At 56.2% G+C, this 25837-nt stretch carries 23 protein-coding genes and 1 pseudogene; 12 read left to right on the top strand and 12 right to left on the bottom strand.

The features are described 5' to 3' along the window. The first annotated feature begins 23 nt into the window (after positions 1 to 23). Positions 24 to 209 (top strand): hypothetical protein, encoded by a 186-nt coding sequence (locus ACSEMK_RS02930; protein ID WP_045382390.1) that lies wholly within the window; start codon positions 24 to 26, stop codon positions 207 to 209. Positions 210 to 222: 13 nt separating this feature from the next. Here ACSEMK_RS02930 and ACSEMK_RS02925 read toward each other — a convergent pair whose 3' ends face one another. Continuing rightward, positions 223 to 531 (bottom strand): monooxygenase, encoded by a 309-nt coding sequence (locus ACSEMK_RS02925; protein WP_308958442.1) that lies wholly within the window; start codon positions 529 to 531, stop codon positions 223 to 225. 193 nt (positions 532 to 724) lie between these two features. Here ACSEMK_RS02925 and ppk2 point away from each other — a divergent pair, with 193 nt between their 5' ends. From ppk2 to ACSEMK_RS02910, 3 genes are all read left to right on the top strand, one after another. Further along, the gene (gene ppk2 / locus ACSEMK_RS02920) at positions 725 to 1543 is read left to right on the top strand and encodes a polyphosphate kinase 2 (protein WP_430915100.1); all 819 of its coding nucleotides are present in this window, start codon (positions 725 to 727) and stop codon (positions 1541 to 1543) included. 187 nt (positions 1544 to 1730) lie between these two features. Beyond that, positions 1731 to 1916 (top strand): hypothetical protein, encoded by a 186-nt coding sequence (locus ACSEMK_RS02915; protein WP_113373308.1) that lies wholly within the window; start codon positions 1731 to 1733, stop codon positions 1914 to 1916. 53 nt (positions 1917 to 1969) lie between these two features. Continuing rightward, complete coding sequence (locus ACSEMK_RS02910) at positions 1970 to 2239, top strand: CcdB family protein (protein ID WP_430915218.1); 270 nt, start codon at positions 1970 to 1972, stop codon at positions 2237 to 2239. 51 nt (positions 2240 to 2290) lie between these two features. Here ACSEMK_RS02910 and fdnI read toward each other — a convergent pair whose 3' ends face one another. Genes fdnI through fdnG form a run of 3 tightly spaced genes read right to left on the bottom strand, consistent with a single transcriptional unit; the run spans position 2291 to position 6883 of the window. Further along, positions 2291 to 2947 (bottom strand): formate dehydrogenase-N subunit gamma, encoded by a 657-nt coding sequence (gene fdnI, locus ACSEMK_RS02905; protein WP_430915099.1) that lies wholly within the window; start codon positions 2945 to 2947, stop codon positions 2291 to 2293. Further along, entirely contained in the window at positions 2940 to 3824 is an 885-nt protein-coding gene (fdxH, locus tag ACSEMK_RS02900) for a formate dehydrogenase subunit beta (RefSeq protein ID WP_395226283.1), read from the bottom strand. Before fdxH ends, fdnI begins: the two co-directional genes overlap by 8 nt. A gap of 11 nt (positions 3825 to 3835) precedes the next feature. Further along, positions 3836 to 6883, bottom strand: coding sequence for a formate dehydrogenase-N subunit alpha (fdnG, locus tag ACSEMK_RS02895; RefSeq protein WP_430915098.1), 3048 nt, complete (start codon positions 6881 to 6883; stop codon positions 3836 to 3838). A 224-nt stretch (positions 6884 to 7107) separates the two neighbouring features. On the opposite strand from fdnG, the gene yddG reads away from it, so the two are divergent. Next, positions 7108 to 7986 carry an aromatic amino acid DMT transporter YddG gene (yddG, locus tag ACSEMK_RS02890; RefSeq protein WP_113373304.1) on the top strand — a complete coding sequence of 293 codons (879 nt, stop codon included), beginning with the start codon at positions 7108 to 7110 and terminating at the stop codon, positions 7984 to 7986. Here the strand turns inward: yddG and ACSEMK_RS02885 are convergent. From ACSEMK_RS02885 to ACSEMK_RS02855, 7 genes and pseudogenes are all read right to left on the bottom strand, one after another. After that, positions 7983 to 8756 (bottom strand): 1,6-dihydroxycyclohexa-2,4-diene-1-carboxylate dehydrogenase, encoded by a 774-nt coding sequence (locus ACSEMK_RS02885; RefSeq protein ID WP_271032596.1) that lies wholly within the window; start codon positions 8754 to 8756, stop codon positions 7983 to 7985. The genes yddG and ACSEMK_RS02885 overlap by 4 nt on opposite strands. Positions 8757 to 8765: 9 nt before the next feature. After that, positions 8766 to 9782 carry a benzoate 1,2-dioxygenase electron transfer component BenC gene (benC, locus tag ACSEMK_RS02880; protein ID WP_430915097.1) on the bottom strand — a complete coding sequence of 339 codons (1017 nt, stop codon included), beginning with the start codon at positions 9780 to 9782 and terminating at the stop codon, positions 8766 to 8768. 9 nt (positions 9783 to 9791) lie between these two features. Beyond that, on the bottom strand, positions 9792 to 10277 hold the full coding sequence (benB, locus tag ACSEMK_RS02875; RefSeq protein ID WP_015366457.1) for a benzoate 1,2-dioxygenase small subunit: 486 nt from the start codon (positions 10275 to 10277) through the stop codon (positions 9792 to 9794). Then, a complete protein-coding gene (locus ACSEMK_RS02870) occupies positions 10277 to 11659 on the bottom strand; it encodes a Rieske 2Fe-2S domain-containing protein (protein ID WP_430915096.1) in 1383 nt (460 codons plus the stop codon). Before ACSEMK_RS02870 ends, benB begins: the two co-directional genes overlap by 1 nt. 111 nt (positions 11660 to 11770) lie before the next feature. Then, on the bottom strand, positions 11771 to 12697 hold the full coding sequence (catA, locus tag ACSEMK_RS02865) for a catechol 1,2-dioxygenase (RefSeq protein ID WP_087859571.1): 927 nt from the start codon (positions 12695 to 12697) through the stop codon (positions 11771 to 11773). A gap of 68 nt (positions 12698 to 12765) precedes the next feature. Further along, positions 12766 to 13056: a muconolactone Delta-isomerase gene (gene catC / locus ACSEMK_RS02860; RefSeq protein ID WP_015366454.1), complete on the bottom strand. Its 291-nt coding sequence runs from the start codon at positions 13054 to 13056 to the stop codon at positions 12766 to 12768. A gap of 12 nt (positions 13057 to 13068) precedes the next feature. Next, a pseudogene (locus ACSEMK_RS02855) lies at positions 13069 to 14231 on the bottom strand (muconate cycloisomerase family protein). A gap of 170 nt (positions 14232 to 14401) precedes the next feature. Between ACSEMK_RS02855 and ACSEMK_RS02850 the strand changes: the two are divergent. After that, on the top strand, positions 14402 to 15238 hold the full coding sequence (locus ACSEMK_RS02850) for an IclR family transcriptional regulator domain-containing protein (protein ID WP_430915095.1): 837 nt from the start codon (positions 14402 to 14404) through the stop codon (positions 15236 to 15238). Between the two features lie 2 nt (positions 15239 to 15240). Here ACSEMK_RS02850 and ACSEMK_RS02845 read toward each other — a convergent pair whose 3' ends face one another. After that, entirely contained in the window at positions 15241 to 16731 is a 1491-nt protein-coding gene (locus tag ACSEMK_RS02845) for an MFS transporter (RefSeq protein WP_316423973.1), read from the bottom strand. A gap of 121 nt (positions 16732 to 16852) precedes the next feature. Between ACSEMK_RS02845 and ACSEMK_RS02840 the strand changes: the two genes are divergently transcribed. The 6 genes from ACSEMK_RS02840 (at position 16853) to narI (ending at position 25712) form a co-directional block, all read left to right on the top strand. Then, positions 16853 to 17434 carry a TetR family transcriptional regulator gene (locus ACSEMK_RS02840; protein WP_087859567.1) on the top strand — a complete coding sequence of 194 codons (582 nt, stop codon included), beginning with the start codon at positions 16853 to 16855 and terminating at the stop codon, positions 17432 to 17434. Between the two features lie 180 nt (positions 17435 to 17614). Further along, positions 17615 to 19003: a NarK family nitrate/nitrite MFS transporter gene (locus ACSEMK_RS02835; protein WP_213793974.1), complete on the top strand. Its 1389-nt coding sequence runs from the start codon at positions 17615 to 17617 to the stop codon at positions 19001 to 19003. A gap of 55 nt (positions 19004 to 19058) precedes the next feature. Next, complete coding sequence (locus ACSEMK_RS02830; protein WP_113373298.1) at positions 19059 to 22799, top strand: nitrate reductase subunit alpha; 3741 nt, start codon at positions 19059 to 19061, stop codon at positions 22797 to 22799. Beyond that, positions 22796 to 24340 (top strand): nitrate reductase subunit beta, encoded by a 1545-nt coding sequence (gene narH, locus ACSEMK_RS02825; protein WP_047080849.1) that lies wholly within the window; start codon positions 22796 to 22798, stop codon positions 24338 to 24340. The genes ACSEMK_RS02830 and narH overlap by 4 nt, the downstream gene beginning before the upstream one ends. Continuing rightward, positions 24340 to 25035 carry a nitrate reductase molybdenum cofactor assembly chaperone gene (gene narW, locus ACSEMK_RS02820; RefSeq protein ID WP_395226290.1) on the top strand — a complete coding sequence of 232 codons (696 nt, stop codon included), beginning with the start codon at positions 24340 to 24342 and terminating at the stop codon, positions 25033 to 25035. The genes narH and narW overlap by 1 nt, the downstream gene beginning before the upstream one ends. Next, the gene (gene narI, locus ACSEMK_RS02815) at positions 25032 to 25712 is read left to right on the top strand and encodes a respiratory nitrate reductase subunit gamma (RefSeq protein WP_015366445.1); all 681 of its coding nucleotides are present in this window, start codon (positions 25032 to 25034) and stop codon (positions 25710 to 25712) included. Before narW ends, narI begins: the two co-directional genes overlap by 4 nt. The last annotated feature ends 125 nt before the right edge of the window (positions 25713 to 25837 follow it).

Genomic DNA, 25837 nt, shown 5'->3' with positions numbered 1-25837 from the left:
ACATTGACCACGGAGTATTCGCCATGATGAAGGATTATCTGATCATCGCCTGGATTACTATTGTCGCCTGCTGGCCCATTACGTTACCGGTGTTAGCCGTGGTCGCGGGAATACTTTTCTATTCCCGCCATCGCGTGGCGGGAATCGTGGTATCCGGGCTGTTTATCCTCGAAGCCGTGGCGGCCTGGCAGTTTGAACGCTATATGTAACCACGGTCTCATTTTAATTGAGCGGCCCGTGGTTAATCTGGCTTAGCGCTAAATTGACGTCGAAAATTTTGTAGAACATCTCCTGCACGCCAAATTGCCGCAGGCGGGCGGCGTGTTTTTTCGCATAAGCCTGCGCGCTTTGTTCATCTTCAAACAGATATATGCCACCGGCTTCCTGCGTAACGCTATTCTCCGTCCAGATCTTCCAGATAAAACCGGGCTCGTGGTTAATAGATTGCGCGAGTTCGGCTAATTGCGTCGACATTTCATCGCCAAACGGGCCGCTAAAAGCAAAGTGCACTTGCAGAAGTTTATTCGACATACTCTCTCCCTGAATGATTTCAGTTAATTAACCAGCCTATCCTACCCGATTCCTGATTAAGCAGCAGTGAGATGGCGCGCTTAATGCTTATCTTTTCTCTCAGGCAGATGAGAAGTTTTCCGCCGCTTTGTCTGGCTCTGATTACACTTTAAACAGCGACCTGCCTTTCAGGCCACCACGCATGAGGACAGCCATGGGAAACAAGAAGAAAGCCGTTGCGCCCGTCATACCCGCCAAAACGGAGCCGTTAAGCGAGAAAGAATATCAGCAGGCATTGCGTAAACTGCACGTTGAGTTGGTCAAGCTACAGCGGTGGGTCGTGCATAAAGGGCTTAAGGTATGCATCGTCTTCGAGGGACGCGATGGCGCCGGCAAAGGCGGCACCATCAAAGCGATAACCGAACGCGTCAGCCCGCGGGTTTTCCGTGTTGTCGCCCTGCCCGCCCCAACCGAGCGCGAACGCAGCCAGCTCTATTTTCAGCGTTATATCAAACATCTTCCCGCCGCCGGGGAGATAGTGATTTTCGATCGCAGCTGGTACAACCGGGCCGGCGTTGAACGGGTGATGGGATTTTGTACCGAGGAGGAGGTGCAAAAATTCCTCGACGGCGCGCCAATGGTGGAGCGTGGGATGGTCGATTCCGGCATTATTTTACTGAAATACTGGCTGGAGGTGACGCCGCAGGAACAAGAACGGCGCCTGCGCGACCGTATTGATGACGGACGCAAAATCTGGAAACTATCGCCGATGGATATTAAATCTTTCAACCGCTGGGATGATTACACCGCAGCGCGCGATGCGATGTTTGCCGCCACCGATACCGCCTGGGCGCCGTGGTTTGTCGCCCGCTCGGAAGATAAAAAACGCGTGCGCCTGAATATTATTACCCACCTGCTTTCGCAGATCCCCTACGAGTCGCTACCAATGGAACACATTACCCTACCGAAACGTAAAATTGGCAAAGTGAAACCGACTCATTTTCCTTTCCGGTTTATTCCTGAGAAATTTTAATGGAATGGTTTTATCACCTTTGCGCAGTATTCCCCCTGCGCAAAGGGTTATTACAACAAACGTTAATATTTCATCTGTTGCGTTGCGCTGGAATCCGGCTCGCAAAATAAATATTAAACTTACTGCTGAGGTTTATTTTTATGTGAGTAAAGAGAATAATCACTGAACCACCAGTAAGGAGCCTACGATGAAAAGTAATACGCTACGTAAAAGATGTATTGATGTGCCAGCCCAGAAGGAGTCAGCGCAGGCAGGAAAGGATTTACGAGAAGCCGATAAACAGCAACAGCATAAGGAATTCATTGCCGCAATGAATGAATTTATTGCAAAAGCAGGTACTCTCACAGATGATGAATTTTTCAGGGTGCTATGATGCTTGAACAATTCAATGTCTATCGAAATTGTTCTGCATAAACAAATAACACCCTGCCGTATTATATGATAGTGCAGAATGATTACTATGCTGACCTGGCCACTAGAGTCATTATTCCTTTAATGCGGGCGCGACAGTTACCTCGTTGGCATCAGCATGTCGCCCCAAGGATAAATATAGAGTTTGACAGCTTTTTACTTTGTACGCCGATGATCAGTAATTTAAATAATAAACGAATCCAGCCACAGGATTTCGTCTGTAATCTGAGTTGTGCACGTCAGGGGGTCATTGATTCAATCGATACACTTATCACTAACTGCTGAATGCCGGGAGCCCGCCCCAATATCTTCGGAGCGGGTTTCCCCCGTAAAGGCTTACTTCATTCCCTCACGGCTCTCTTTTTGCGCTTCCAGACGTTCGACATCGCGATACCAACGCGGGTGATGTTTCTTCGCCCAACGGCGGCTCACCTTGCCTTCGATCATGCCTTTAATCGACCCTTTGACCCAGAATGCCATATACATATGGATGAGGATCGCGTGGATCAGGATAATCGCCGAAGTGGCGTGTATCAGCAGGCTGTAACGGATAATCGGAATCGGAAAATATTCCGCAAAATATGGGCGCCAGATAATCACCCCGGTCACCAGCAGCACAAAAATCATGCTCATAATGGTCCAGAACATCATCTTCTGCCCGGCGTTATATTTCCCGACGCGCGCAACCTTATGTTCGTTGCCTTTCAGAACCTCCACGATGCCTTTCAGCCAGGGGATATCCTGTTTATCAGGGATATTGTGGTGGACAAAACGCACAAACATAAACATCAGCGCGACAAAAATCAGCACGCCGAAAAACGGATGCAGGATACGCCCCATCTGCGGGGTGCCGAAGGTTTCCGTCAACCATTGTAGCGTCGGGAAGAAAAACGAAATCCCCGACAGCGCCACCAGGAAGAAACAGATAACCACCGTCCAGTGACAGGCGCGGTCGATGAATTTGGTGCGCACTATCATTTTCGATTTACTCATCGTGTTCCTCCTCGTCATCGTCAACTTCCTTGTTCGGCCCGATACCAATGTAGTGATAAATCAGCCCAGCAAAGGTAGCGATAAAGCCCGCTGCCGACAGCGGTTTCAGCGCCCCCTTCCATAGATTGATACTGGTGTCGATCTGCGGCTCCTTCGGCAACTTGTGATACAGCTCCGGCTGGTCGGCATGATGCAGTACGTACATCACATGGGTGCCGCCAACGCCCTGCGGGTTGTAAATCCCGGCATTGGCATAACCGCGCTTTTTCAGCTTATCCACCCGCTCCTGCGCCACTTCCAGCATCTCTTTTTTCGTGCCGAAATGGATAGCGCCGGTAGGACAGGTTTTCACGCAGGCCGGTTCCTGACCGACGCTGACCCTATCCACACACAGCGTGCATTTATAGACCCGGTTATCCTCTTTATTGAGGCGTGGAATATTAAACGGACACCCGGCAATGCAGTAGCCGCAACCAATGCAGTTTTCCTGCTGGAAATCGACGATGCCGTTGGCGTACTGAATAATCGCCCCGGCGGACGGGCAGGCTTTCAGGCAGCCTGGCTCTTCGCAGTGCATACAGCCATCCTTGCGGATAAGCCACTCCAGCTTGCCGTTCTGTTCGGTCTCGCTAAAGCGCATTACCGTCCAGGATTTAGCGCTGAGATCCGCCGGGTTGTCGTACACGCCGACGCAGTGCCCCACTTCATCGCGAATGTCATTCCACTCGGAACAGGCCACCTGGCAGGCTTTACAGCCTACGCAGGAGGAGACATCGATAAGCTTGGCGACTTCCGCCTTATAGTCCCGCGCGCGTGGCGCGGGAGTCATCTGGTTAGTCGCGGAGCGTTTAATAATGTCTTGTGTTTCCATCGCCATTTAATCGCTCCTTACGCTTTCTCGATGTTGACCAAAAACGCCTTATACTCCGGCGTCTGCGAGTTGGAATCGCCGACGTTAGGCGTCAGGGTGTTGGCGATATAGCCTTTACGCGCCACACCTTCAAAGCCCCAGTGCAGCGGGATACCGACGGTTTCTACCTGCTGGCCGTTGACGTTCAGCGTGCGCAGTCGACGGGTCACTACGGCAACCGCGCGAATAAAGCCGCGCTTGCTGCTGACTTTCACCCAGTCACCATTAGCGATACCTTTGCTTTTCGCCAGCCCTTCGCTGATTTCGACAAACTGTTCCGGCTGCGCAATCGCATTGAGCAGCGCGTGCTTGGTCCAGGTATGGAAGTGTTCGGTCAGACGATAGGTAGTACCGACATACGGGAACTTATCCTTCTTACCTAAGCGAATGGCGTCATCTTCGTATAAACGCACCACCGGGCTGGAGACCACATTCGGGTGCAGCGGGTTGGTTCCAAGCGGCGTTTCCATCGGCTCGTAGTGTTCAGGGAACGGCCCTTCCGCCAGTTTATCGAGCGCAAACAGGCGCCCAAGCCCCTCTTGCTGCATAATAAACGGCCCGGTGTTACTCCCCGGCGGCGCGGTATTGAAGTCCGGAATATCATTACCGACCCACTTACTGCCGTTCCACTGGATCAGCATCCGCTTCGCATCCCACGGCCTGCCGTTAATGTCAGCTGATGCGCGGTTATACAACACGCGGCGATTGAGCGGCCAGGCCCAGGCCCATCCCAGCGTATTGCCAAGTCCCGAAGGATCGGCGTTATCGCGATTCGCCATCTGGTTACCCTGCTCGGTCCAGCAGCCGGTGTAGATCCAGCAGGACGATGCGGTGCTGCCGTCATCGCGCAGCAGCGCGAAGCTATTCAGCAACTCTCCTTTTTTCGCCAGCAGCACCCCATTACCATCGTAGAGATCCGCCAGCGCATAGCCGTTGTTCTCTTTTGCTACTTCTTCCGATTCCGGATGATCTGGCTGCTTATAGCTCCAGCTCATTTTCAGCAGCGGTTCCGCGCCCTTACCGCCTTCGCGACGGTACAGCTCACGTAGACGGTGATAGATCCCGGCAAGAATTTCGCCATCGTTGCGCGCTTCGCCCGGCGCGTCCTGGCCTTTCCAGTGCCACTGCAGCCAGCGACCGGAGTTGGCGATCGAGCCATCCTCTTCGGCAAAGCAGGTCGACGGCAGACGGAAGACTTCGGTCTGAATAGCCGACGGGTCGACATCATTAGACTCGCCGTGGTTCTGCCAGAAGGTCGAAGTTTCGGTCACCAGCGGGTCGATAACCACCATATATTTCAGCTTACTGAGGCTACGAACCACTTTGTTTTTGTCCGGGAAGGACGCAACCGGGTTGAAGCCCTGGCAGATATAGCCGGTGACTTTGCCGTTATCCATCATATTGAAGTACTTGATAACGTCGTAAGCCTGATCCCATTTCGGCAACCAGTTGAAGCCCCAGTCGTTCTCTTTCTGCGCCGCATCGCCGTAGAACGATTTCATCAGGCTGACGAAGAATTTCGGGTAGTTGCTCCAGTAGTTCACCTGGTCGGCCAGCGTCGCTTTCGGCGTGTTGGCGCGAAGATAACTTTGCAGATCGCTCTGTTTATCGGACGGCAGCGTCAAATAACCCGGCAGGCTGGTCGACAACAGGCCCAAATCGGTCAGCCCCTGAATATTGGAGTGTCCGCGCAGCGCGTTGACGCCGCCGCCTGCCATACCCATATTGCCGAGCAGCAGCTGGATCATCGCCATGGTGCGGATGTTCTGCGCGCCGACGGTGTGCTGCGTCCAGCCCAGCGCATACAGGAAGGTGGTGGTGCGATCCGCGACGCTGGTTGAAGCCAGTACCTCGCACACTTTGAGGAAGTCTTCTTTCGGCGTACCGCAGATATTTTCGACCACTTCCGGGGTGTAGCGGGAAACGTGCTGCTTGAGCAGATTCCACACGCAGCGCGGATGGGAGAGCGTTTCATCGCGTTTCGCGTAGCCATTTTCATCGAACTGGTAGTTCCAGGACGATTTATCATACTGGCGCTTTTCCGCATCGTAGCCGCTGAACAGGCCATCTTCGAAGGTAAAATCATCCCGTACCAGCAGGCTGGCATTGGTGTAATGCTTTACGTACTCGGCATTGATCTTATTATTATCGATCAGGTAGCGCAGCACGCCCGACAGGAACGTAATGTCGGTACCGGAACGAATCGGCGCATAGATATCGGCCACCGACGCGGTACGCGTAAAGCGTGGGTCGACAACGATAAGCGTGGCATCGTTATTGTTCTTCGCTTCCATCGCCCAGCGGAATCCCACCGGATGCGCTTCCGCGGCGTTGCCGCCCATCACCATCACGACGTTAGCGTTTTTGATATCAACCCAGTGGTTGGTCATCGCACCGCGACCAAATGTTGGAGCAAGACTTGCTACCGTTGGTCCGTGTCAGACGCGCGCCTGGTTGTCTACCGCCAGCATGCCGAGCGAGCGCACAAATTTTTGCGTCAGCATGCCGGTCTCATTACTCGCCGCCGAGGCGCACAGCATCCCGGTGGAAAGCCAGCGGTTAACCGTCACGCCCTGCTCGTTCTTTTCAATAAAGTTGGCGTCGCGGTCGGCTTTCATCAGTTTGGCGATGCGGTTAAAAGCTTCATCCCAGGAGATGCGCTGCCATTTATCCGAGCCCGGAGCACGGTATTGCGGATAACGCAGGCGATTTTCGCTGTGGACGTAGTCCAGCAGACCGGCACCTTTCGGGCACAGCGCGCCGCGGCTTACCGGATGATCCGGATCCCCTTCGATATGATAAATCGCTTCTTTGGCGTTTTTCGCGCCGTCGCCCAGGCTATACATTAATAGCCCGCAGCCCACGGAGCAGTAAGTGCAGGTGTTGCGGATCTCTTTTGCGCGCAGCAATTTGAAATTGCGTGCCTGAGCCAGCGCCATTTTTGGGGCGAAGCCCAGTGCGGCAGCTGTTGTTCCGGCCATACCGCCTGCGCAGATTTTAAAAAACTTTCTGCGGCTGACGTCCATTGATTCCTCCATGCAGGATGTGTGTTCATCGCGCGGAGGAAACTAACAGCAATGTCCCTTTTTTTATTGCGTCAAATCAAGGTCGCCAACGCTCGCCCCCTAAAGAGTCAGCGCTAGCGAGTTTGACTAACCCCAAAGAGTTATGCGCTACGGAAAAGATCGACCGCCGGGAGCGAAAAGATGTTATAAATTCTGGCTGCGTGTGAGTCACTATCAGGTTAAACATGGAAAAAAAGAGAGCGACGTCAATCGGCTTCGCCGCCATTATATTATGGAGCACGATGGTCGGTTTGATCCGCGGCGTCAGCGAAGGGCTAGGCGCTGTCGGCGGCGCGGCGATGATTTATAGCCTTAGCGGCCTGCTGCTCATTTTTACCGTCGGCTTTCCCAACCTGCGCCAAATCCCGCGCCGCTATCTGTTGGCCGGCAGCGTGCTGTTTGTCAGCTATGAGATCTGCCTCGCCCTGTCGCTGGGTTTCGCCGCCACCCGCCAGCAGGCCATTGAAGTGGGGATGGTCAATTACCTGTGGCCCAGCCTGACCATTTTATTCGCCATTCTTTTTAACGGTCAGAAAAGCAGCTGGCTGGTGATCCCCGGCTTACTACTGGCGCTGTTCGGCGTGAGCTGGGTGCTCGGCGGCGAGCACGGACTCAACCTCAGTGAAATTATCAATAACGTCATTTCGAGCCCGCTGAGCTACTTTCTGGCATTTATCGGCGCATTTATCTGGGCAGCCTACTGCACGGTGACCGCGAAGTATGCCAAAGGCAAAAATGGCATTACCCTCTTCGTCTTATTAACGGCGCTGACCCTGTGGCTGAAGTTTTTGGCCAGCACGCAGCCGCCGATGCAGTTTAGCTGGCCGGTAGTCATTAAGCTGATTACGGTCTCCGTGGCGCTGGGGCTGGCCTACGCGGCGTGGAACGTTGGCATCCTGCACGGCAACGTCAGCCTGCTGGCGGCGGCCTCGTACTTCACGCCGGTACTCTCCTCCGCACTGGCGGCAGTACTGCTCAGCGCCGCGCTCTCATGGTCCTTCTGGCAGGGAGCCGGGATGGTGTGTCTCGGCTCCCTGCTCTGCTGGTATGCCACCCGCCGCTAGCCGAGATCGCCGCCCGCCACCGGTATCGTTACGCCGGTGATATAGCTGGCCTCATCGCTGGCGAGAAACAGGATCGCATTCGCCTGTTCCGCCAGCGTGCCGTAACGATGCATCAGGCTGCTCTCCACCGTCTGATCGACAACCTGCTGATACCACGCCTTTTCCTGCTCGCTCGGCTGCTCATCGTTGCGCGGCGTTAGGCGCGGCGGCGCCTCCGTGCCGCCCGGCGCGACGGCGTTAATCCGAATGCCGCTGCCGCTGTACTCCATAGCAATCGACCGGGTCAGCGCGTTAACGCCGCCTTTCGCCGCCGAGTATGGCACCCGGTTCACCCCTGCCGTCGCCACCGACGAGATATTGACGATGCTGCCTTTCCCCTGCTTCAGCATCCAGGGGAGCGCCGCGCGGCAGCCCCACAAGGTAGGGAACAGCGAGCGGCGGATCTCTTTCTCAATTTGTTCTGGCTGATACTCGGCGAAAGGTCGCGCCCAGATGGTGCCGCCGACGTTGTTGATGAGCACGTCGAGCCGGCCGAAATGCGCGACCCCGGCGGCAAACGCCTGTTCGGTACTCTGCCACTGCTCCAGGTCAGCCTCCAGCGCCAGTACCTGGCTTCCGGCCTGGGCTAAAACGGCAGCCAGTTCGTGCACGTAAGGCGAGCGGTCAATCAGCAACAGGGCGGCGCCTTCAGTTGCCGCCTGTTCCGCGGTCTGGCGACCAATGCCCTGCGCCGCGCCGGTAATAGCGACGACTTTATCGGTAAAACGCATCATGCCTCCTTATGCCGCCGCGCTCTGGCTGGCGATAAATTTCTCATACCAGAACCCTGCCGGGGAAATTCCTCTTTCGCGCAGCGCCGTGGCGACCGCATTCACCATCGGCGGCGGTCCGCAAAGATAGATGTCGACGTCGCCGTTATTCAGCATGGCATCGTCAAGATGTTCAGTCACAAAGCCGCGCTGCGGGCAGGAACTGCTTTCATCCGCCACCACCGGCAGCCAGCGATATCCCGTCAGTTGCTGGTTAAACGCATCCAGCGCGTCGGTTTTCACCAGATCGTCGTCACGGGTCACCCCGTACAGTAATGTCACCGAACGCGGGCTACCCTGTGTCTGCAGGGTGTGTAACATGGACAGCAGCGGCGCCAGCCCGGTGCCGCCCGCCAGCATGAGCAGCGGGCGTTCGCCGCTGCGTAAATAGAAGCTGCCCATGGGGCCGCTGAGAGTCAGACGATCTCCGGGCCGCGCCTGCTGGGTTAACCACTGGCTCATCATGCCGCCAGGCACGTTACGGATCAGGAAGCGCCCTTCGAGAGAACCCGGTAGCGAGCTGAATGAGTAGGCGCGCACATGAGGCGTGCCCGGTACCTGAATGTTGATGTACTGCCCCGGTAGAAAAGCCAGCGGCTCATCCAGCGCGACCACCAGTTCGATGGCGGTATCGGACAGTAAATTCACCTGTCGTACCTGCGCCCCGGTGTTCGTCAGCGCGGTTTTACACTGCGCGGCGGCCACCGGCACGTCGATCACACAGTCGCTGGTCGGGACCATCTGGCAGGTCAGCACCTGGCGAGCCTGCGCTTCGTCATCGCTTAACGCCTCGTCGAGATATTCTTCACCCAGATCGTATTCACCGCTGGCGCAATGGCATTTGCAGGTGCCGCAAACGCCGTCCGAACAGTCCATCGGCAGGTTTACCTTCTGGCGATAGGCCGCATCCAGCACCTTCTCCCCGGCATGGCATTGAATAAAGCGGGTAATGCCGTCCTCAAAATTAAGAGCAATATTAAAAGTCATAAGCGCCTCTTAAATGTGGTACACGTCGATAACCTGACGGATATAGTCGTTATTCAGGCGTACCGTTTTACGAACGATCTGCGGCCTGCCGTCCTGCTCAATTAGCGTGCAGCAGGTAGAGCCAAAATAGGCATCCGTGTGTTGATAGCGATGGCTCCACGTAACCCAGTTGTAGCGCACCGCAAGCCCCTCATCGCTCTCGCCCATCAGCTCGACATTGCTGATAATGTGCGTGGTACGCGGCTCCGGCGTGCTGGCGCCGGAACGTTCGGTTTTAATGCGGTAGACACGATCCTCCAGTCCTTCCCGGTTGGGGTAGTAGATAAGGGAAATCTCTTTTTGCGGGTCGCGCGTCAGTTGGTCATCGTCGCCCCATGCCGGCATCCAGTAGACCACCTGCGGGCTGTAACAGCTCAGCCACTCATCCCACTGACGGTCATCTAACAGACGGGCTTCGTAATAGAGAAACTGGCGAACTTGTTCGAGATTCAACATCAGGCCACCTCCACGCGCTGGGTAATGGACTGGTCGTAATGCTGCTGTTCCTGTTCCAGCGCCGCCAGCATGACCGTTTGCCAGTGGTGGTGATGAGCGATATACAGCGCTTCATCTTCCGATTTCACCCCGCTTAGCCGCGGCGTAAAGCCCGCGTGCCTGGCGTGTTCATCCGGGCCGTCGACCCAACGTAGCGCGCCGCGGCTGAGGTCGCTCCATGGCAGATTTTCGCCAAGATAGCCGCGCTGACAGGCGCTGAACTCTTCCAGATCGTCCGGCGTCCCCATTCCGCTGACGTTAAAGAAATCCTCGTACTGGCGGATGCGTAACGCCCGCGCCTGGTCGGATTCCCCTTTCGGCGCAAAACACCAGATAGTGACTTCGGTTTTATCGACCGCAATCGGGCGGATCACGCGGATCTGGGTAGAGAACTGATCCATCAGGTAGACGTTGGGATAAAGGCACAGATTGCGGGTTTCGTTAACCATCTGGTCGGCGCGCAGTTCACCGAACTCCGCCTGCAGACGCTCGCGGTGGGCATAGACCGGGCGCACTTCCGGGTTCAGCGCCCGGGTCCACAGCAACATGTGACCATTGTCAAAACCGTAGCCGCCGCCGACGCTCTTTGACCAACCGTTGGCGTCAACCGCATGCGTCCCTTCCGCTTCATAGTTGCGGCGTGACATGGTAGAGGCGTAGTTCCAGTGCACCACGCTGACATGATAACCATCGGCGCCGTTCTCCGCGCCCAGCTTCCAGTTGCCTTCGTAAACATAGCTCGACGAGCCCTTCAGCACTTCCAGCCCTTCCGGCGCCTGATCGACGATCAGATCGATGATTTTGCGGGTTTCGCCGAGATACTCCTCCAGCGGCTGCACGTCCGCATTGAGGCTACCGAATAAGAAGCCGCGGTAAGACTGAAAACGCGGCAGTTTTTGCAAATCGTGAGACCCTTCATGTTTGAAAGTATCGGGATAGGCACCGGTGTTCTCATCTTTGGCTTTTAATAATTTACCGTTATTGCTGAAGGTCCAGCCGTGGAACGGACAGGTGAACGAATTTTTATTCCCGGTTTTGCGTCGGCATAACATGGCGCCGCGGTGGGCACAGCTATTAATTAATGCATGTAATTCATTCTTTTTATCGCGAGTAATAATAACCGGCTGCCGTCCCAGTGTCAGGGTATAATAGTCTCCCGGTTCGGCAATTTGACTTTCATGGGCAAGAAAAACCCAATTACCTTCGAAGATATGTTTCATTTCAAAATCAAATAACTGCTGGTCGGTAAATATAGAACGGTGGCAACGGTAAATATGATTTTCACGGTCGACAATTAACGCGTTGTTAATTTTGTCTTTAAGCGCTGATAGCGTTTTTTGCATGAGTTAACTCCTCCTGCAGGATTCAGGATTAAAGATATTTGGCGAATGTGGTGACTATCGGGTGCAGAGCGCGGCCCGGGCCAGCAGCGTAGCCGGGGCCGCTAAAGCAGATTACTCTTTGGCGCGCAGACGGGTGCCGCGGTGCTCTTCGTCGGGGCTCAGCGCTTTACAGAGGGTGAAATCAAAGCGCACTTCGGTGTGTTCTCCGTCCAGTTCACGCTGTGCAATCGTCTGGCGGTCGCTCACTTTCACCGGGTCGGCAATCAGACCGTCGCGGGTGGCAAAGGCAAAATCATCCCACAGGTATTTGTCGCCGCTGAGGTTGATCTGGCTGGTCAGATGTTTATGGCCCGGCGCGGAGACGAAGAAGTGAATATGCGCCGGACGGTTGCCGTGGCGACCCAGTTGGTCCAGCAGTTTCTGCGTCGGTCCATCCGGCGGACAACCGTAGCCTGACGGCATGATGCTGCGTACGCTGTAACGGCCATCGGCACCGGTGCGGATACGACGACGCAGGTTGTAATCGCTCTGACTCTGATCGAAGAACGAATAATTACCCAGAGTATTGGCATGCCAGATATCAACGATGGCATTAGCGATCGGCTGGCCCTGGCTATCTTTAACCTGGCCGTGCAGCCACATCACTTCGCCGGCATCGGTGCCATCATCCATGCGGGCATGGCTGTCGGCCAGCGGCGCATTGGCTACATACAGCGGCCCTTCGATGGTGCGCGGGGTGCCGGTTTCACGATGTGCCGCCGCGTCGATAGCGTCCTGACGCAGGTCGAGGAAATGCTCAAGGCCTAGCCCTGCCGCCAGCAGCGCCGCTTCCTGGCGCCCACCCAGCTCGTGCAAATAGTTTACCGCGTGCCAGAACTCTTCTTCTGTAACGTTATAGTCATCGATCAGCGTGCAGATATTTTCCAGCAAACGGTGGACAATGGCTTTAAAGCGTTCGTTGCCGCCAGGAACATTTAACCCCGCGCCTTCACGTAATAATTTCTGCACGGCTTCTTGTTGTACGAAAGCATTACTCATAATTATTCTCTCTTATCATTGTAGGATATTTGCCGGGTGCCCCCGGCATGAGGTCGACGTTATTATTATTAGCTATCGTCTTCACGAATAGACGAGGGATGACGGCACAGCGCCTCTACGCGAATATCCATAAATGGATATAACGGCAATCCCATTAAAATTTGATGCAACTCTTCGGCATCTTTTACATCGAAAATGCTGACATTGGCGTAAAGACCGGCGACGCGCCAGATATGTCGCCATTTGCCTTCACGTTGTAATTGTTGCGAATAAGCTTTTTCGCGTTGTTTAATTTCATCCGCCTCGGCGGCAGGAAAACCGATCGGAATATTAACGGTCATATCAACTTTAAATAGCATTATTTTCTCCTGTTATGCTTTACGGGAATAGAAGCGCAGCTTGTCTTCATCCAGCTCCACACCTAGCCCTGGCGTTTGCGGCAACACCACCTGACCGTCGGCAAAGGTCAGCGGTACGCTGACGATATCGTCTTTGAGTAGCAGCGGGCCGAACATCTCGGTTCCCCACTGCAGCGACAATGTCGACCAGGCGTGCAGAGAAGCGACGGTCCCCACGGTCCCTTCCAGCATCGTGCCGCCATACAGGCCAATCCCCGCCGCCTGCGCGACGCGGGCCAGCGCCAGCACGCTATTCGGCCCGCCCGCCTTGGCGATTTTCAGCGCGTAAGCGCCGGTAAAGCCCTGCTGCGCCAGTTGGTAACCATCGTAAGCGGTCGCGACCGCTTCATCCGCCAGAATTGCGGTCTCGATTTGCTGGCTCAGGCGCACCAGTGCGGCATTATCCTGTGCGCTCACCGGCTGTTCGATGAGATCGACCCCCATCGCCGCCAGCTCGCGGCAGCCTTTCGCGCCGGTGGCCGCATCCCAGGCCTGGTTAACGTCAACGCGAATGCTGGCGCGATCGCCTAAGGCTTCGACAATGGCGCGGGTATGGCGGAGGTCGGTGGCTAATTCCCGTGCGCCAATCTTCAGCTTGAATGCCTGATGACGGCGCTCGGCTAACAGCTTTTCCCCTTCGGCAATATCTTTTGCGGTATCGCCGCTGGCTAACGTCCACAACACCGGCAACGACGTTTGCAACGCGCCGCCGAGCAGCGCCGAAACCGGTAGCCCTAAAGCTTTGCCCTGGGCATCAAGGAGCGCGGTTTCAATGGCAGACTTTGCAAAGGTATTGCCTTTAATGGCGCTATTCATCCGCGCCGTAAGCGCATTCAGGTTATCCGCCGGCTGCCCTTTCAGCAGCGGCGTTAGATAGTGGGTCAAGGCCGATGAGATAGCCTCCGGGCTCTCGACGCCGTAGCTCAGTCCGCCGATGGTCGTCGCTTCACCGATACCGCATACGCCATCGGAACGGGTAATGCGCACGATGACCAGCGTCTGGCAGCCCATGGTGGTCATCGATAATTTATGTGGCCGGATAGTCGGTACATCCACTAACCAGCTCTCAATGCGTTCTACGGTCGCAGTCATTTTTTGTTCCTGAAAGATGCATAACTTTTTGTACCCACATCCATAACGGGGATGTCTGTGCTTTGACAATAGGGTCCAGCCTGGCGGATGGTCAACGGCGATAATCGAAATGTTGTGCGATTATCGGCACGCTTGTTAAATTGCGGTTAATAATGTGATCGAGGTGGTAAAACAGGCACAATTCGGCGCGCCCTGGTTTGCGCGCGGTATAGTGATGCCCCGTGAGCTTTTAGTTGCAACGGAGAAAGATGCAATGAGCGACAATACCCACACTACGCTGAGCGCCAGGCAGGCCGAGCACGACCCCAATTTTATGCTGTCTCTCGCCCGCGGGCTGGAAGTGCTCAATGCTTTTACTCCGCAGCGCCAGCGGCTGACCATTTCGCAGTTAAGTCAAAAAACGCAAATTTCCCGCGCGGCGGTGCGCCGCTGCCTGTATACCCTGGCGGCGCTGGGGATGGTGCACAGCCCGGACGGCCGCAGCTATGAACTGCTGCCGCGCGTGCTGGCAGTGGGCCATGCCTATCTGGCGGGAACCCCGCTGGCGAAGGTGGCGCAGACGGCGCTGGACAATCTTGGTAAGACGTTAGGTGAAAGCTGCTCCGCCGCCACCCTTGATGGCGACAACGTGCTGTATATCGCCCGCGCGGCGATCAATAACTTACTGAGCGTCGATCTGGGGCGCGGCAGCCGCCTCCCGGCATGGACGACTTCAATGGGACGGGTATTGCTGAGCGCGCTGCCAGAAGAACAACTTGAAGTGACACTGTCACGAGCACATCTTATGCGCTATACCCCGTATACCCTGTGCGACCCCACGGCATTGCGCGCGGAAATCGCCAAAGTTCGCATGCAGGGCTATGCGCTGGCGGACCGACAAATTGAAGTTGGATTATGCTCGCTCGCGGTACCGCTGCTGTCGCGCAGCGGCCAGGTGGTGGCAGCGCTCAACGTTGGCGTTCCCGCCTCTTCGATGAGCGCCGCGGCGCTGAAGGAGAAAGCCCTGGCGCCGCTGCGTCGCGCGGCGATGGAGCTTTCTCTTCAGCTATGACATTACCGTGGCGCCGGCGTATTGGCCAGCCCGCGCCAGATCCCCAGCGCCAGTAACAACAGCAGAACGCCAGCCGTTGCCAGAGAAATGCTGTGAGCGCTGATGAATGCGGTTTTCGCCGCCGCGATTAGTGAATCCGCCGGTATCGCAGGTAGGGATTGCGCGACCTTCATCGCCTCGCCGATGGACGATGAGGCCTGTACCGCTGCTTCACCGCCAATCCCGGCAGGCAGTTCAATCGCCGAACTGTAGCTGCGGGTCAGGATCAGGCCGAACAGCGCAATACCGAGCCCCGCGCCCAGTTCATAGGCCATGGTCTCAATGGCGCCTGCCGCCGAAGCCTTTTCTTTCGGCGCCGCCGCCATGATCGCCGACGTTGACGCCAGTAGCGCGCTGGCGGCGCTAAAGCCCAGCAGCGTCATTAACCCCCACGCCTGCCACTGTTGCGTGCTGAAGTCGGTCATCGACAGTCCTAAAAAGCTTAAAGCGCTCAGCAACATACCGCCGGTCGCCACCTGCCGCAGCCCCAGTTTCGACACCAGCATTCCTGCAATCGGCCCGCTAAAGCCGCTGGCGACCATCACCGGTAGCATAAACAGCCCGGCCTCAAACGGCGTTTTCTGATGCACGAACTGCAGCTCCTGCGCCATCAGCAATTCAAAACCGACCAGCGTAATGAGCGCGGTCATCGCCATCATCACCCCGCTCAAAATAATGCGGTGGGTGAAGAGACGCATATCCACCATCGGCGTGGGCATCGACAGCTGCTTGCGGACAAACCAGGTCAGCATAGCCGCGCCGCCGATGGCCACCAGCGCAATCAACCACAGCGCCAGTTGCCCCTTTAACGCTGACTTAGCGCTAAATACCAGCATCAGAATGGCCGCAATCAGGATCAGCGCCTGCGGCAGATTCAGCGGCTGCTCGCGGCGTGCGGGCTGACGGGGCACGACCTTAGCGTTGATGGCGATGACCAGCAGCACGATTGGCACGTTGATCAGGAAAACAGATCCCCAATAGAAGTGTTCCAGCAGCATGCCGCCCACCAGCGGGCCAAATGCCGCGCCGCCGGAGCCCACGGCGGCCCATAATCCCAGCGCCATGTTACGTTGGCTGGCTTCGGCGAAAGTGCCGCGGATCCCGGCAAGCGTCGCCGGCACGATCATCGCCGCGCCAACCGCCAGCAGCGCCCGGGAGATAATCAGCATTATCGCCGACGGCGACAGCGCGGCGCACAGCGAAGCGATGCCGAAAATGGCGCTACCGAGCAGCAGCAAGCGCTTAAAGCCGATTTTATCGCCTAATGCGCCCATCGGCAGCACCATACCGGCCATCACCAACGAATAGATATCAATGATCCACAGTAGCTCATTGCCGCTGGTGCCAAGCGCGACGCTGAGCGTCGGGGCGGCCACATGCAGCACCGTTGCGTCAATTGCTACCGGGATATAAACCAGCAAAATCGCCATCAGCGTTAACCATTGCCGAGACATACTACTTTTCCTCAATTTTCGAAATTGGACACGCGTCCAGGATTGCGATCCTGCCGGATTGTTGAACGTCTGTCCAACTTTTTGTTACCATCGCCCTATCACCTTTTTGTCACGGGTCGCTATGCACTACTTAAATCGGGAAGCGCGTCGGGAAGTTATCATGCAGGCCGCCATGCGGGTGGCGCTAAACGGCGGATTCAGCGCCATGACCGTGCGCCAGATAGCCAGCGAGGCCGGCGTCGCCGCAGGTCAGTTACATCATCATTTTGCCTCGACCGGCGAGCTAAAAGCGCAGGCCTTTGTCCGCTTGATCCGCGAAATGCTCGATATCCAGTTGTTGACCGATGACGCCTCCTGGAGCGAACGCCTGTTTTCATTACTCGGCAGCGAAGATGGCCGTCTAGAGCCCTATATCCGCTTGTGGCGGGAAGCGCAGATTTTGTCCGATAGCGATGAGGAAATTAAGGCCGCGTATCTGCTTACCATGAGCATGTGGCATGACGAAACGGTAACGGCGATTAATCGCGGCGCCGACGCCGGTGAATTTAAGCCGCAGGATACAGCAGAAAATATCGCCTGGCGTCTGATTGCCCTGGTTTGCGGGCTGGATGGCATTTACGCGCTGGGGATGCAAGCGATTGACGATGCAGCGTTTACTCGTTATTTAACACATTACATAGCGCTAGAGCTGCCTCAAGCTTAGGTTACATTTAGTAACAATTGACCACCCTTCATTGCCGGTGTGAATTCTTTCACGTCTCGAATCTTATCTATTCTCAAACAATACAATTATTAAAAACAGCTGAGCCTTAATTCCAGCCTGCACAGCTTCAGCTGTTTTTTTATTTATCCTTTTGATCTCGTACGCTTTAGTGAGGGTGTTATGTCGATAGAAGGTGATAAAAAGAATCATTATCTTTTAAAGGATTGGCGACCAGAAAATGACGCCTTCTGGGAAAATAAAGGAAAAGCCATTGCACGCAGGAACTTATGGATTTCCGTATTTTGTCTGTTACTCGCCTTCTGCGTCTGGATGTTATTTAGCGCGGTTGCGGTCAATCTCAATAAAGTGGGTTTTAATTTCACTACCGACCAGCTTTTTTTATTAACGGCGCTACCTTCGCTTTCTGGCGCAATATTACGCGTACCCTACTCCTTTATGGTACCTATAATGGGTGGGCGCTACTGGACGGTTATTAGCACGGTTATTCTGGTGATTCCCTGTTTATGGCTGGGGTTGGCAGTACAAAATCCAACTACCCCGTACTGGGTATTTATCGCTATTTCGTTACTTTGCGGTTTTGCCGGCGCCAACTTCGCCTCCAGTATGGGCAATATCAGCTTCTTCTTCCCCAAAGCCAAACAAGGCAGCGCGTTAGGGATTAACGGCGGGCTCGGCAATCTCGGGGTCAGCGTGATGCAACTGGTCTCCCCCATTTTTATCTTTCTGCCGATTTTTACCTTTCTGGGCGTGCGCGGCGTTGAGCAACCGGGCGGCGCCATGCTGTGGCTCGGCAACTCACCGCTGCTTTGGGTGCCGCTACTGGTCATCGCCACCGTTTTCGCGTGGTTCGGCATGAACGATATTGCCAGTTCTAAAGCCTCGATTCGCGATCAGCTACCGGTGTTGAAGCGCCCGCATATGTGGCTGCTAAGTCTGCTGTATCTGGCCACCTTCGGCTCGTTTATTGGCTTCTCCGCCGGCTTCGCGATGCTGGCGAAAACCCAGTTTCCGGATGTCGATATCCTGAAACTGGCCTTCTTCGGCCCGTTTATCGGCGCGCTGGCGCGCTCCTTCGGCGGCATCATTTCCGACCGTCTGGGCGGCGTGCGGGTGACGCTGGTCAACTTCGTTCTGATGGCGGTCTTTACCGGCCTGCTTTTCCTCACCCTGCCGGGATCCGGTTCCGGCAGCTTCCTCGCTTTCTACGTGGTGTTTATGGGCCTGTTCCTAACCGCCGGTCTCGGTAGCGGATCCACCTTCCAGATGATCGCCGTGATCTTCCGCCAGCTCACCATCGACAGTGTGAAAAAGCGCGGTGGCAGCGACGAACAGGCCCAGCACGAAGCGGTGACCGATACCGCCGCCGCGCTCGGTTTTATCGCCGCTATCGGCGCCATCGGCGGCTTCTTTATCCCAAAAGCCTTCGGTACCTCTCTGGCCATGACCGGCTCGCCGGTAGGCGCGATGAAAGTCTTTTTTGTCTTCTATGTGGTTTGCGTGCTGGTGACCTGGCTGGTCTACGGCCGCCGTAAACCAGCACAGCCATAACGACCTATTTACCGGATGGCACGATGCCGGACATTAGCGGAGCAGGAGAAATGTCATGAGTAAATTACTGGATCGCTTTCGCTACTTTAAGCAGAAACGCGAAACCTTCGCCAACGGCCACGGTCAGGTCTACGACAATAACCGTGACTGGGAAGATAGCTACCGGCAACGCTGGCAATTCGACAAAATTGTCCGCTCCACGCACGGGGTGAACTGTACCGGCTCCTGCAGCTGGAAAATTTATGTCAAAAACGGCCTGGTCACCTGGGAAACCCAGCAGACCGATTATCCGCGCACACGGCCGGACCTGCCAAACCACGAACCGCGCGGCTGCCCGCGCGGCGCCAGTTACTCCTGGTATCTCTACAGCGCCAACCGCCTTAAGTACCCGCTGGCGCGTAAACGGCTAATTGAGCTGTGGCGCGAAGCCCTGGCGCAGCATCCCGACCCGGTACTGGCCTGGGATAGCATCATGCAGGACCCGCTGAAAACCCGCAGCTACAAAGAAATTCGCGGTAAAGGCGGCTTTGTTCGCTCCAGTTGGAAAGAGTTAAATCAACTGATTGCCGCGGCCAACGTCTGGACCATTAAAAACTACGGTCCGGATCGCGTCGCGGGTTTTTCGCCGATCCCGGCGATGTCGATGGTTTCCTACGCCGCGGGTACCCGCTATTTATCGTTGATCGGCGGTACCTGCCTGAGCTTCTATGACTGGTACTGCGATTTACCGCCTGCTTCGCCGATGACCTGGGGTGAACAGACCGACGTGCCGGAATCCGCCGACTGGTACAACTCCAGCTACATTATTGCCTGGGGTTCAAACGTCCCGCAGACCCGAACCCCGGACGCCCACTTCTTCACCGAAGTGCGCTACAAGGGCACCAAAACCATCGCCATTACTCCGGATTATTCGGAAGTCGCCAAGCTCTGCGACCAGTGGCTGGCGCCGAAGCAAGGTACCGACAGCGCGCTTGCGATGGCGATGGGCCACGTGATCCTCAAAACTTTCCACCTCGATAATCCGAGCGATTACTTTCTCAACTACTGCCGTACCTATACCGATATGCCGATGCTGGTGATGCTCGACCGTCGAGATGACGGCAGCTATGCGCCGGGCCGTATGCTACGCGCCGCCGACCTGCTTGACGGGCTGGGAGAAAGTAATAACCCGGAATGGAAAACCGTCGCCTTTAACGCTGACGGCGAACTGGTCGCGCCGAACGGCTCCATCGGCTTTCGTTGGGGCGAAAAAGGCAAATGGAATCTCGAACAACGGGCTAACGGCCGGGACGTCGAATTAAAACTATCGCTGTTGGATATGCACGATAGCGTGGTGTCGGTGGGCTTCCCCTATTTCGGCGGCAACGAAAACCCGCATTTCCGCAGCGTGAAGCAGGAGCCGATAACGCTTCATCAACTGCCTGCTAAACAACTGCCGCTAGCCAGTGGAGAAAACGCTCTGGTAGTGAGCGTGTATGACCTGGTGCTGGCTAACTACGGTCTGGATCGCGGCCTTGACGATGCCAACACCGCGCGTGACTTCGCGGATGTCAAAGCCTATACCCCGGCATGGGCCGAGCAGATCACCGGCGTACCGCGTCAACATATCGAACAAATCGCCCGCGAGTTCGCCGATACGGCGCATAAAACCCATGGCCGTTCGATGATTATCCTCGGCGCCGGTGTGAACCACTGGTACCACATGGATATGAACTACCGCGGGATGATCAACATGCTGGTATTCTGCGGCTGCGTCGGCCAGAGCGGCGGCGGCTGGTCGCACTATGTCGGCCAGGAGAAACTGCGCCCGCAGACCGGCTGGCTGCCGCTGGCGTTCGCGCTGGACTGGACTCGTCCGCCGCGGCAGATGAACAGTACCTCCTATTTCTACAACCATGCCAGCCAGTGGCGCTACGAAAAACTAACCGCTCAGGAGCTGCTGTCGCCGCTGGCCGACACCAGCAAATTCAGCGGCCATATGATTGACTTCAACGTTCGCGCCGAACGCATGGGATGGCTGCCCTCCGCGCCGCAGCTTAACGTTAACCCGCTGAGCATCAAGCAGCAGGCCGACGCCGCCGGGCTATCCCCGGCCGATTTCACCGTCCAGTCGTTAAAAACAGGCGATATTCGCTTTGCCGCCGAGCAGCCGGATAGCGGCAACAACCACCCGCGCAACCTGTTTATCTGGCGTTCGAACCTGTTGGGATCGTCCGGTAAGGGCCATGAGTACATGCTCAAGTATCTGCTCGGTACCGATAACGGTATTCAGGGCGAGGAGTTTGGCTCCTCCTCTGACGTGAAGCCGGAGGAAGTCGACTGGCAGACCGCGGCGATTGAGGGCAAGCTCGATCTGCTGGTGACCCTCGATTTCCGTATGTCCAGTACCTGCCTGTTCTCCGATATCGTCTTGCCGACCGCCACCTGGTATGAAAAAGACGATATGAACACCTCGGATATGCACCCGTTTATCCACCCGCTTTCCGCCGCCGTCGATCCGGCCTGGGAGGCGAAAAGCGATTGGGAAATCTATAAGGACATTGCAAAAAGTTTCTCTGAAGTGTGCATCGGCCACCTTGATAAAGAGACCGATGTAGTACTGGTGCCGCTGCAGCATGACTCTCCGGCTGAGCTGTCACAGCCGTTCGATGTCCTCGACTGGCGCAAGGGCGAATGCGATCTCATTCCAGGCAAAACCGCGCCGTCAATTGCGCTGGTTGAACGTGACTACCCTGCCACCTGGGAACGCTTCACCTCGCTGGGGCCATTACTCGATAAGCTCGGCAACGGCGGTAAAGGCATTTCGTGGAATACGCAAAGCGAGGTCGACTTCCTCGGCAAACTTAACTATGTCAAGCCCGACGGTCCGGCTAAAGGTCGTCCGCGTATCGACAGCGCTATCGACGCCAGTGAAGTCATCTTAAGTCTGGCGCCGGAAACCAACGGCCAGGTGGCGGTGAAAGCCTGGCAAGCGCTGGGAGAATTTACCGGCCGCGACCACACTCATCTGGCGCTGAATAAAGAGGATGAGAAAATCCGCTTCCGCGATATTCAAGCGCAGCCGCGCAAGATCATCTCTAGCCCAACGTGGTCTGGTCTGGAGAGCGAACATGTCTCCTATAACGCCGGTTATACCAACGTTCACGAACTGATCCCGTGGCGCACCCTCTCCGGGCGGCAACAGCTGTATCAGGATCATCCCTGGATGCGCGCCTTCGGCGAGAGTCTGGTGACTTATCGACCACCGATCGATACGCGCAGCGTCAGCCAGATGAAAGATGTGCCGCCAAACGGCTTCCCGGAAAAAGCGCTGAACTTCCTGACCCCGCATCAGAAATGGGGTATCCACTCTACCTATAGCGAAAACCTGCTGATGCTGACGTTGTCGCGCGGCGGGCCTATCGTCTGGCTAAGCGAAACCGACGCAAAAGAACTGGGGATTGAGGATAACGACTGGATTGAAGCCTTCAACGCCAACGGCGCCCTCACCGCGCGTGCGGTGGTAAGCCAGCGCGTGCCGCCGGGCATGACCATGATGTATCACGCCCAGGAACGCATTATGAATATCCCAGGTTCGGAAGTGACCGGTCGTCGCGGCGGTATCCACAACTCCGTCACCCGCGTCTGTCCAAAACCCACGCATATGATTGGCGGCTACGCCCAACTGGCTTACGGCTTTAACTACTACGGCACCGTCGGTTCCAACCGCGACGAGTTCATTATGATCCGCAAAATGAAAAACATTGACTGGCTGGATGGCGAAGGTCGCGACCAGGTACAGGAGGCGAAGAAATGAAAATACGTTCACAAGTCGGAATGGTGCTGAATCTGGATAAATGCATCGGCTGCCATACCTGCTCCGTCACCTGTAAAAACGTGTGGAGCAGCCGCGAAGGGATGGAATATGCGTGGTTCAACAACGTGGAAACCAAGCCTGGTATCGGTTACCCCAAAAACTGGGAAGATCAGGACGAGTGGCAAGGCGGCTGGATCCGCGGTATCAGCGGCAAGCTCACTCCGCGTCTGGGCAACCGCGTCAGCGTGTTGTCGAAGATTTTCGCCAACCCGGTACTGCCGCAGATTGACGATTATTACGAACCCTTTACCTACGATTATCAGCACCTGCACAACGCGCCGGAGGGCAAATACTTGCCTACCGCCCGCCCGCGTTCGCTGATTAGCGGCGAACGGATGGATAAGATCACCTGGGGGCCAAACTGGGAGGAGTTACTCGGCGGCGAGTTTGAAAAACGCGCCAAAGACCGTAACTTCGAAGCGATGCAAAAGGAGATGTACGGCCAGTTTGAAAACACCTTCATGATGTATCTGCCGCGTCTTTGCGAACATTGCCTCAATCCGAGCTGCGTGGCGACCTGCCCAAGCGGCGCCATCTACAAGCGCGAAGAAGACGGTATCGTGCTGATCGACCAGGATAAATGCCGCGGCTGGCGGATGTGCATCAGCGGTTGTCCGTACAAAAAAATCTACTTTAACTGGAAGAGCGGCAAATCGGAAAAATGCATCTTCTGCTATCCGCGCATTGAGTCCGGGCAACCGACGGTGTGCTCCGAAACCTGCGTCGGCCGTATCCGCTATCTCGGCGTGCTGCTGTACGATGCGGACCGCATCGAAGAAGCGGCCAGCACCGAGCATGAAACCGACCTCTACGAGCGCCAGTGCGATGTGTTCCTTAATCCGAACGATCCGGCGGTCATCGAAGAGGCCTTGAAACAGGGTATTCCGCATAACGTGATTGAAGCGGCGCAGAAATCACCGGTGTATAAACTGGCGATGGACTGGAAGCTGGCGCTACCTCTGCACCCGGAATACCGCACCTTACCGATGGTCTGGTACGTGCCGCCGCTGTCGCCGATTCAGTCAGTCGCGGACGCCGGCGGCCTGCCGAGCAACGGCAACATTCTGCCGGCGGTAGAAAGCCTGCGTATACCGGTACAGTATCTGGCGAACCTGCTGAGCGCCGGCGATACCGGCCCGGTCCTGCGCGCGTTAAAACGCATGATGGCGATGCGCCATTACAAACGCTCGCAAACCGTTGAAGGCGTGACCGATACCCGCGCCATTGAAGAAGTGGGTCTTAGCGTCGAGCAGGTGGAAGAGATGTATCGCTACCTGGCGATCGCTAATTACGAAGACCGCTTCGTGATTCCCACCAGCCACCGCGAACTGGCGGAGGACGCCTTCCCCGAACGCAACGGCTGCGGCTTTACTTTTGGCGATGGTTGCCATGGTTCTGATACTAAATTCAATCTGTTCAACAGTCGGCGCATCGACGCGATTGATGTAGGAGACGTACGTCGACATGGGGAGGGCGAGTAATGCGGATCCTCAAAGTCATTGCTCTGTTGCTGGAGTATCCCGACGACGCGCTGTGGGATAACCGCGAGGAGGCGCTGGCGCTGGTCAGCGCCGATGCGCCCGCCCTGACGCCGTTTGTTAGGCGATTACTGGCGGCGCCGCTGCTCGACCGTCAGGCCGAATGGTGTGAGGTGTTTGAGCGTGGTCGCGCCACCTCGCTGCTGCTGTTTGAACATGTACACGCCGAATCGCGCGACCGCGGCCAGGCGATGGTCGATCTGATGAACCAGTATGAACAGGCGGGCCTGCAGATCGATTGTCGCGAACTACCAGACCACCTGCCTTTATATCTTGAATATCTCAGCACTCTCCCATTGGCCGATGCCCGTGAAGGACTGCAGAACGTCGCGCCTATTCTGGCGTTGCTGGGTGGACGCTTAAAGCAGCGCGAATGCGATTACTATCAACTCTTTGACACCCTTCTTGCGCTGGCGGATAGCCCACTCAATAGTGACAGTGTCACCAGGCAGGTAGCGAGTGAGAAGCGTGACGACACCCGCCAGGCGCTGGATGCGGTGTGGGAAGAGGAACAGGTGAAGTTTATTGAAGATAATGCAACCGCTTGCGATAGCTCGCCAATGCAAGCTTATCAACGACGCTTTAGCCAGGATGTGGCGCCGCAGTACGTCGACATCCGCGCCGGAGGCCCGAAATGATACAGTACTTAAACGTCTTCTTTTACGATATCTACCCTTACCTCTGCGGTACCGTGTTCCTGGTGGGCAGTTGGCTGCGCTACGATTACGGGCAGTATACCTGGCGCGCGTCATCCAGCCAGATGCTCGATAAACGGGGCATGGTGCTGTGGTCGAACTTATTCCATATCGGCATCCTCGGCATTTTCTTCGGCCACTTCTTCGGGATGCTGACGCCGCACTGGGTCTATTCATGGTTCCTGCCGATGTCGCAGAAACAGGTGATGGCGATGGTGCTGGGCGGCGTCTGCGGCGTGCTGACCCTGGTCGGCGGCATTGGCCTGCTGGCGCGCCGCCTGACCAACCCGCGTATTCGCGCCACCTCCACCACCGCGGATATCCTGATCCTGTGCATTCTGCTGATTCAGTGCGCGCTGGGGCTAACGACTATACCGTTCTCAGCCCAGCATCCGGACGGCAGCGAAATGCTCAAACTGGTGGATTGGGCGCAGGCGGTGGTCACCTTCCACGGCGGCGCATCAGCGCATCTGGACGGCGTCGCGTGGGTGTATCGCGTACATCTGGTGTTGGGGATGACTATCTTCCTTATCTTCCCGTTCACTCGACTTGTTCACGTCTGGAGCGCACCGATAGAGTATTTCACCCGCCGCTACCAGGTGGTGCGCTCCCGGCGCTGAGAGTTGGCGGCAGACATGCCCGTTTACCGGTAACCCGGACGAGGCGCTCGCGCCGACTCCGGGTTTTTATTGACCCAGACTCCAGCCTGTATGCCGGATGGCGGCTACGCCTTATCCGGCCTACA

It is taken from the genome of Klebsiella sp. K-3 (assembly GCF_051207495.1).
In the GTDB taxonomy this organism is placed as follows: domain Bacteria; phylum Pseudomonadota; class Gammaproteobacteria; order Enterobacterales; family Enterobacteriaceae; genus Klebsiella; species Klebsiella aerogenes.
The sequence above is the reverse complement of the archived record's forward strand: the minus strand, read 5'-3'. Positions and strand labels throughout refer to the sequence as shown.

Excerpts from the sequence above, each read along its gene's own strand:
- benB (WP_015366457.1), bottom strand. The coding sequence starts at position 10,277 with ATGTTGAATCTCGAACAAGTTCGCCAGTTTCTCTATTACGAAGCCCGT.
- narH (WP_047080849.1), top strand. The coding sequence starts at position 22,796 with ATGAAAATACGTTCACAAGTCGGAATGGTGCTGAATCTGGATAAATGC.
- ACSEMK_RS02850 (WP_430915095.1), top strand. The coding sequence starts at position 14,402 with ATGCCCCGTGAGCTTTTAGTTGCAACGGAGAAAGATGCAATGAGCGAC.
- catA (WP_087859571.1), bottom strand. The coding sequence starts at position 12,697 with ATGAGTAATGCTTTCGTACAACAAGAAGCCGTGCAGAAATTATTACGT.
- catC (WP_015366454.1), bottom strand. The coding sequence starts at position 13,056 with ATGCTATTTAAAGTTGATATGACCGTTAATATTCCGATCGGTTTTCCT.
- ACSEMK_RS02840 (WP_087859567.1), top strand. The coding sequence starts at position 16,853 with ATGCACTACTTAAATCGGGAAGCGCGTCGGGAAGTTATCATGCAGGCC.
- ACSEMK_RS02930 (WP_045382390.1), top strand. The coding sequence starts at position 24 with ATGATGAAGGATTATCTGATCATCGCCTGGATTACTATTGTCGCCTGC.
- benC (WP_430915097.1), bottom strand. The coding sequence starts at position 9,782 with ATGACTTTTAATATTGCTCTTAATTTTGAGGACGGCATTACCCGCTTT.
- narW (WP_395226290.1), top strand. The coding sequence starts at position 24,340 with ATGCGGATCCTCAAAGTCATTGCTCTGTTGCTGGAGTATCCCGACGAC.
- fdxH (WP_395226283.1), bottom strand. The coding sequence starts at position 3,824 with ATGGCGATGGAAACACAAGACATTATTAAACGCTCCGCGACTAACCAG.
- narI (WP_015366445.1), top strand. The coding sequence starts at position 25,032 with ATGATACAGTACTTAAACGTCTTCTTTTACGATATCTACCCTTACCTC.
- yddG (WP_113373304.1), top strand. The coding sequence starts at position 7,108 with ATGGAAAAAAAGAGAGCGACGTCAATCGGCTTCGCCGCCATTATATTA.
- ACSEMK_RS02885 (WP_271032596.1), bottom strand. The coding sequence starts at position 8,756 with ATGCGTTTTACCGATAAAGTCGTCGCTATTACCGGCGCGGCGCAGGGC.
- ACSEMK_RS02835 (WP_213793974.1), top strand. The coding sequence starts at position 17,615 with ATGTCGATAGAAGGTGATAAAAAGAATCATTATCTTTTAAAGGATTGG.
- ACSEMK_RS02870 (WP_430915096.1), bottom strand. The coding sequence starts at position 11,659 with ATGCAAAAAACGCTATCAGCGCTTAAAGACAAAATTAACAACGCGTTA.
- ppk2 (WP_430915100.1), top strand. The coding sequence starts at position 725 with ATGGGAAACAAGAAGAAAGCCGTTGCGCCCGTCATACCCGCCAAAACG.
- ACSEMK_RS02925 (WP_308958442.1), bottom strand. The coding sequence starts at position 531 with ATGTCGAATAAACTTCTGCAAGTGCACTTTGCTTTTAGCGGCCCGTTT.
- fdnI (WP_430915099.1), bottom strand. The coding sequence starts at position 2,947 with ATGAGTAAATCGAAAATGATAGTGCGCACCAAATTCATCGACCGCGCC.
- ACSEMK_RS02915 (WP_113373308.1), top strand. The coding sequence starts at position 1,731 with ATGAAAAGTAATACGCTACGTAAAAGATGTATTGATGTGCCAGCCCAG.
- ACSEMK_RS02830 (WP_113373298.1), top strand. The coding sequence starts at position 19,059 with ATGAGTAAATTACTGGATCGCTTTCGCTACTTTAAGCAGAAACGCGAA.
- ACSEMK_RS02845 (WP_316423973.1), bottom strand. The coding sequence starts at position 16,731 with ATGTCTCGGCAATGGTTAACGCTGATGGCGATTTTGCTGGTTTATATC.